Below are 7,112 nucleotides of genomic sequence, written 5' to 3' on the forward strand. Positions count from 1 at the left end.
ATTGGGGCAGCCATTGCGGGCCCCTTTCATGAGAATGGCCGGGTGCCTGCTTGCAGGGCTGCTATTGCTGGTGGGGCTGCCCCTGCCTGCCATGGCTGCTATGGCAGAAGAATACACTGTGCTGTATTATCTTATGGAAATGCAGCGCCAGCGCGGTATTCCTTGCCCGGGGGGCCAGCCGGAAAAATTGCCTCACCTTATTCCTTCCGACGCCCTGCGTACCCTGGCTCGGGAAAGTGTGGAGGCAGGCCTCCCCTTTGAGGCTGTGCGCACCGCACGGGGCGTTGCCCCGGAAGAACTTATTTCCCGCACAACGGTTTCCGGTGGCAATGCCCAGGGGGCCCTACGCCAGATGGCAGGCGAGCAGTGCAATGCCCTCATGGATTCGCGGCTTGTGTATGTAGGGGCCTTCAGCCTTGGGGGCACCTGGACGGTGTTGATGGCGGCGCGTGAACCTGTGCTTACAGGCGGGCCGTTGCCTGTGGCCACTCCTCCTGTTGGTGGCGTGGGCGGGCAACCGGGTGGGGCTTTTGCTCCTTCAGGTGAACCGCTGGTGCCTCCGCCTCCTCCCCCCCCATCCAAGCCGGCTGTGCCCCGCCCCGGCATTGTGCCCCTTGATGATATTCCGCCCGCAGCGCCCCCGGCCCAGGTGTACCAGCCTGCCCCGCAGGCAGGGGTAACTCCGCTGGAACCCACCAACCAGCCCGCCCCGCAGGCAGGTGTTGCTCCCCTTTCTCCTGTTGCCCCGGCGGGTAATGCCGCCATGGGCCAGGGCAAAGCCCCGGCGTATAAAGGCCCTGGGGAACAGGTTATGTTGAAAGACAAAACCGGCAAAATGGTGCCAGTGGTGATTGTGGGCGACGATTCTGGCCCCCTGGCAGAAGGGGGAATGCTGGTGGACAAAAACAGCAGCGAGGGGTTTGTGGGGGAAGCACCAACAAACTTGATGAACCGTGGCGGGGCAGCCAGCAAGGGCAAGCCCGTGCAGCCAACCCCCAAGGCCCAGGGCGCAAGCCCCCAGGCCCCGGTGGTGGTGGGAGCAACTGGTGCCCCGGTGAGTAAAGAAGGCCCCACCACAAACGACCCCCTGGCAGCTACCCTTGCCCCGGAAGCGGCAGAACTGTTTGCAGAAGTGAATGAACTGCGCAGCTTTGGGCAAATGTGCGGGGGCACGGCGTATTCCGCTGGGCCGCTTAAGTTGAACGCCGCCCTTTCCGCTGCGGCGCAACAGCATGCACAGGATATGTCCACACGCGGTTATTTTTCCAGCACCTCGCCTGAAGGGCAGGGGGTTGGGCACCGCCTTACCCAGGCCGGGTATGTGTGGGCAAAAGCAAGTGAAAATATTGCTGTTTCCTCGCCTCCTGCCAGCGGTGTCATTCAATATTGGATTAAAAACACAGACCAATGTAAGAATATTCTGAATAAAGAGTACCGTGAGGCCGGGGTTGGCTTTGCCCCCGGCGGCATTTGGGTGTTTACGTTGGCGGCGCCTGCCCAATAACATTGGAAACGTTGTCTTTTCCGTTCAGGCTTTGTGGGGATGTGCGGGCAGCAAAGCGACCCGCACCCCTAGCCTTCGCTCCACAGCTTGCTCCGCTCGCGACTGCCGTTGGCTTTAGGGCGACGGAGCAGAACAGCAGCGTTGACTCTACCCTTCATGGGCCTTTGGCTCCCGCCCTGTGGGCGGTGCCCAATGCCGCTTTCCTGCGGAATTGTCACTCCTGCTTCAAGAAAAGCCCATGCACAGTGCCTGTGACCCCACCCTTGCAAAACGAAACAATGCAGCGTTTCCAAAGGGCTAGTAAGTGAGTGGGGCCTTGGGGAAATTGCCTGTGAAATGACTCAATTACAAAGCCCCGCTTCCTTTGTCGGGGCTTTGTTTTTTGCAGCCAGGCAGCCGGAAAAATTTGCCCTGAAATTATTTACGTAAATTTTTTGTGCAAAACCCCCTTTTCCCTGTATGCTGTTCCGTGTATTTGTGTGATGTATGGTAGGAAAACATTGATGACGATTTTTCTGTGCCTTTTTGAGCCAAATGTATTATTAGCCTGTATGGGAAAGGAGCTGATGACCGTAAGTGAATCAGCGGTTCCTTAAGCAAAAGTTCACCGCGCCCTGTGTGTTATCTCTATTTGCCTGGCATGTTGTTGCCGGGCACGCACGGGCAATTACAAACCACAATTGCTCCAGCCTTTGGTGAGGAAGCCCAATGATGCTCTCTATTCTATTTGCCATTGCTGCCTGTTTGGCCTGTTGGGCATTGCCCCGGCGGGCTATTGCCGCACAGGGCACGCCGCTTGTCCCTGTTGCCCATGAAAGTATTATGAGCGTGCCGGTGCCAATGCTGGCTGTATTTTTGGAAACAGGGCTGGTGTATGGAGTAAATGAGGCCTTTGTCCAAAGCTTTGGCCCTGTGGCCCAGGGTGCTCCGTTGGATAAGCTGGAGGCAAGCAGCGGTTTGTTGCCTGCCTACTTGCGCCAGTGCATGGAAAATGGTGGCGCCCAGGGTGCCGCCGGGCAATGCGTTTTTCTGCTCCATGCCTGCTGTGAGGATGGCCGGATGGAGAGGTCGGTGTTTGCCACCCTGTTCCATACCCTGCCGGGTACACAAGGTACACTAGGATACGTGTATATAAAGGAAGTAGCCACTGCCGGGGGGGAAAGCCTGCGCCGCCATTTGGAACAGGCCAGTGCAGAAGTGGGCTTCTACCGGGACAAGGAAGGCCGCTTTTTGTGTTGCACAGCCTCGTTTGAACGGTTGAGCGGCTGCACCCTGCTCCAGTTGTTTGGGCGGCTCCCCAAAGAGTGTAACCTGCCCCCGGCGCTTCTTGCCCACATGGAAACAGAGAGTGCAGCAGCTTTTGCCGGTAATTTGCCATTTTTACTCAACCTGGAAATTACAGACCCAGAGCAGGAACTGCATGTATTTGCCAGCCAGTGCGTACCCGATGTAGACAACCAGGGAACAATGCGTGGAATGCTTACTGTGTGGCACGACATAACTACCCAGCATACAGCAACGCTTATGGTGCAACGGGAAGAACGGTTGCTGCAAGCTGCCATTGACGCTACCCAGTACCTGTTTGCAGATACTGCTGATATGGATTCCATTGCCTTTCGGGTGTTGCAGTGCTTGGGTTTTGCTGCCGGAGTGGATTATGTGGATGTATGGCGCAACCACCCCACGGCAGAGGGCAAAACCCTTTCCACCAGGGTCTATTTTTGGGCCGGGGAAGAATATGAAGGCAACCAGTTGGATGGTTTTACGTCAACCCTGGCGTATGAAGATGCCGTCCCGGAACTTTTTGAAGCCCTGGTCAGGGGCAAGGCCGTGGTGGTAGATGAAAGCAGCACACCAGAGCTGCGCGAAGCCCTGCATTCCCACGGGCTGGGGGCAGCCCTGGTGGTGCCAGTTATGCAAGATAAAGAATTCTGGGGGATTATGCGCTTTGGCGTGTGTGCGTCCAGGTGGCACTGGGGCCGTGGCGACAAGGCCGTGCTGCGTACCGTGGGTATGTTTCTGGCTGGCACCATGCAGCGCAGGTACATGCAGGAGGCCCTGGTTGCTTCTGAACATCGCTACGATGACGTTATTCGCGCAGCAGGGGAAGTTGTGTGGGAAGTGAACGCCCAGGGCTACCTGGAACACGTTTCAGAACGCATTGCCTCCCTTTCCGGCTATACCCCGGAAGAATTCAAAGGCACCCGCTGGGAAGATTACGCCCTGGATGAACAGGGAAGGAACCTGACGGGAGAAATGTTCCAGCTAGGCATTGTGCAGGGGTCGTTCCGGGGTATGGAACACCAGATCCGCTCCAGGTTCGGTACACCCATATGGCTGCTTACCTCAGGTGCTATCTACTACGGGCGGGAGGGCATTGCAGGCATGCGCGGCACCAGTATGGACATAACAGAGGCAAAATTCAGCGCCCATAAGCTGAGTGAAACTCTGGAAGCGCTGGGGCAGAGTAATACTTCCCTGCAACTGGCCCTGGAACAGGCTGAAGCCCTGGCCCAGAAAGCGGAAGCCGCAAACCGGGCCAAAACCGATTTCATTGCCAATATGAGCCATGAAATTCGCACCCCCCTCAATGCAATTATTGGCATGGCCTACCTGTTGCAAAAGTCTTCTCTGGACCCGAAGCAGGCCGACCATATTCGCAAAATCAACTCTGCCGGGTTGGCTTTGTTAAGTATTATCAATGATATTCTCGATTTTTCCAAACTGGAATCCGGGCGCATTGTACTGGATAAAAATCCGTATAATCTGGAGTCGGTTTTTGAGCAGGTGGCCCTTGCCCTGGCCGAACAGGCAGACACCAAAAGTTTGCCCGTATTTATTCACATTGCCAGCAGTACGCCGCGCAATATCTTGGGGGATGCAGGGCGCTTCAGGCAGGTGCTTGCTAACCTTGTGGGCAATGCTGTGAAGTTTACGGAAACAGGCTTTGTTGCTGTACACTGCGGGGCAAGCCAAATAACCAGCAAAACCATGCGGTTACACGTTACTGTGGAAGACACAGGCATTGGCATGACAGAAGAACAGCTCGCCACCCTGTTTACCCCTTTTACCCAGGGCGACACTTCCACCACACGCAAATTTGGCGGCACAGGCCTTGGCCTGGTTATTGCCAAAAACATTGTGAGCATAGCCGGGGGCGAGCTGACCTTTGAAAGCACGCCCAATAAGGGGTCGGTGGTTACTCTTTCAGGCCCGGTCCGGCTGAACAGTGAAGAGGATGTGCAGCCCGTGGCCTTTGCAGTAGAAAATCAGCGGGGGTTTGTGCTGGTGGTGGAGCCAAGCGAAGTGCTGCGGTCCCGGCTTGTGGCCATGTTGGAAGACCTTGGGTGCGTGGCTGCCGGGTGCGAAAACATGGGGCTTGCCTTTGCCCGCATTGCCAAGGCCGATGCCACAGACGCTCCGTGTAGCGTATTGCTGCTGGGGGAATCATACCTGGATGCGGCCCCCAATGGGAACATCGCCCACCTGCGTGAAAACATGGGCCTTGGCAATTGCCCCCGTGTGGTGGCCATGGTTGGGCCGCGCTATGTGGCCCCTGCCGTTGGCCCCGGCATTCACCTGCCTGATGCGTTGGTGCCAAAGCCAGTTCTTTCTTCCCAGCTTTTCCACGCTTTGCGTCCCTTTATGGAAGGTGCGGGCCAGGGGGAAATAATCAGCGCAAAAAGTGGTGCCTATTTTTATGGGGTGCGCGTGCTGCTGGTGGAAGACAATGGCATTAATCAAGAAATTGGGGTGGAGTTGTTGCGCGATGTGGGTATTGAAGCCCAGGTGGCGGAAACAGGGCGCGAAGCGGTGCGTATGCTGGAGTCTGCTGAAGACGGATACTATGATATGGTGTTTATGGATTTGCAGATGCCAGATATGGATGGCTACACGGCCACCACAGTGCTGCGGGAAAATCCCCGCTTTACCTCTTTACCCATTGTGGCCATGACAGCCCATGCCACAACAGAAGAACAGGAAAAATGCTTTGCCGTGGGCATGAACGGGCACATTGCCAAGCCCCTGGATATTCACCAATTGCACCGCACTTTACATGCCTGGTTAGATGAACATAACCAGGAACGGCAAGAGGTAGACAAAATCCCCCCTGTGGGAGAGGCTGCCCAAGCTAGCAGCAAGGCCGGGCACATCGTGGAACTGGGCAATATTGCCCAGGAATTGCGCCGCCTGAACGCCCTGCTGCGTGAAGATGATGCCGATGCATGCGCCCTGTTCCAAACTCTGGAGGCTGATTTGCGCCGGGTGAACTCTTCTGCCGTGGCAGAAGCCGGGCGGGCCTTGGCCGTGTTTGATTTTAGCACGGCCCTCAGTTTTCTGGAGCCGATGGAAAATGGTTTGCAATAATTGATGGAAACGCTGATTTATTCCGTTTGGCAGCGTTACGTCGTTTTTTTATAAGTAGTCGAGGACGGAAGAGTCCACTCCTGCTTATAAAAAAACGCGTGCCTTGCCAAACGAAAAACTTAGCGTTTCCAAAGCACTATGTAATTAGTCGTTTCATAGTGGGAAGTCTCGTAGAGCTATTCTACAAAAGTTATTCTCTGCCCTGTGCTAATGTGCATATTGTGTTACAGGAAAATCATGAAAAAGCAGGATTCACCAAGGGTAAAAGAAATGCGCTCCGTACAGCAGGCGCTGGAACGGTTCGTTACTTCGCGTGGTGGCAAGGAACGCCTGCACCTGAATGCGCTGTGGGAAAACTGGCCCTTTATAATGGGTGAAGACCTTGCAAGCCTTGGCTGGCCCATGGGCCATAAGGAAACGACCTTGCTTGTGGGCGCGGAAGATAACATGGCCATGCAGGAGCTTACCCTGCAAGCGTATGAAATTCTTGAACGTGCCAATGCTTTTATGGATAGTGAATACTTCACTGCCGTGAAGGTGACCTTGCTGCAAGGGCGGCGGGTGCTTACTGAACAGCGGCCAAAACGGCGCGTGGTGCCCACGGCCCATGCCATTGCCCCCCCTGCCCGGCTGGGTGGCCTGCTGGGCAAACTGGACCCGGAATCGCCATTCTCTCATTATTATGAAGCGTATGTACGCTCCTTCACGCCTTCTTCCCATGGGGGGAAGTAAGGGGGGGGAGCGTGCGGTGCAGGGGGAATGCCGGGCTGTAGCGCTGAGGCGGCAGAGGCCCCTTGTGTGTACACCATTTCCCCATAATGGAGCATACGAGGAGTATGTATATGTGCGGGCACGTTACGCACAGTAGGTGGCGCAGATTTAGTGAAAAAAAACAGTGATTTTCTCGTTAAAATCAGTTGACTCTGGGTAGGAAAGGGTGCATAAACCCCCTTCGCCATTTGGAAGCAGGTGGCGGGCCAGGACGGGGTCCGGCGGGGTGTTAAAACTTTTTTAAAAAAGTGATTGACACCGGGAGTGAAAAGAGACATAACTCCCCTTCGCCGCACGGAAACGGGTGGCGGGCCGGGAGTGATTCCAGCAGGTTGTCGAAAAAGTTTTTTAAGAAATTAAAAAAAAGATGTTGACAACAAGGCCGAGTGGGTGCATATTCCCGCTTCGCCGCAAGAAACACGAGCGGCATGAACCACGGTTGACCGTGGGGTTCATTGACAAGTGAAGA

General features: G+C 55.6%; 4 protein-coding genes. 3 read left to right on the plus strand and 1 reads right to left on the minus strand.

What is annotated here, in order from left to right; translation table 11 throughout:
* The first annotated feature begins 28 nt into the window (after window positions 1-28).
* The 3 genes from G497_RS18900 (at window position 29) to G497_RS16510 (ending at window position 6,604) form a co-directional block, all read left to right on the plus strand.
* Window positions 29-1,504 carry a CAP domain-containing protein gene (locus G497_RS18900; protein ID WP_169726963.1) on the plus strand — a complete coding sequence of 492 codons (1,476 nt, stop codon included), beginning with the start codon at window positions 29-31 and terminating at the stop codon, window positions 1,502-1,504.
* 708 nt (window positions 1,505-2,212) lie between these two features.
* Window positions 2,213-5,872, plus strand: coding sequence for a PAS domain-containing hybrid sensor histidine kinase/response regulator (locus G497_RS18905; RefSeq protein WP_051257788.1), 3,660 nt, complete (start codon window positions 2,213-2,215; stop codon window positions 5,870-5,872).
* A gap of 237 nt (window positions 5,873-6,109) precedes the next feature.
* On the plus strand, window positions 6,110-6,604 hold the full coding sequence (locus tag G497_RS16510) for a DciA family protein (RefSeq protein WP_245576337.1): 495 nt from the start codon (window positions 6,110-6,112) through the stop codon (window positions 6,602-6,604).
* A 268-nt stretch (window positions 6,605-6,872) separates the two neighbouring features.
* Here G497_RS16510 and G497_RS20430 read toward each other — a convergent pair.
* A partial coding sequence (locus tag G497_RS20430) for a hypothetical protein (protein WP_211228736.1) occupies window positions 6,873-7,112 on the minus strand: 240 nt, incomplete at its 5' end.

The sequence above is a fragment of the Desulfovibrio cuneatus DSM 11391 genome, from assembly GCF_000430005.1.
Lineage (GTDB): Bacteria > Desulfobacterota > Desulfovibrionia > Desulfovibrionales > Desulfovibrionaceae > Frigididesulfovibrio > Frigididesulfovibrio cuneatus.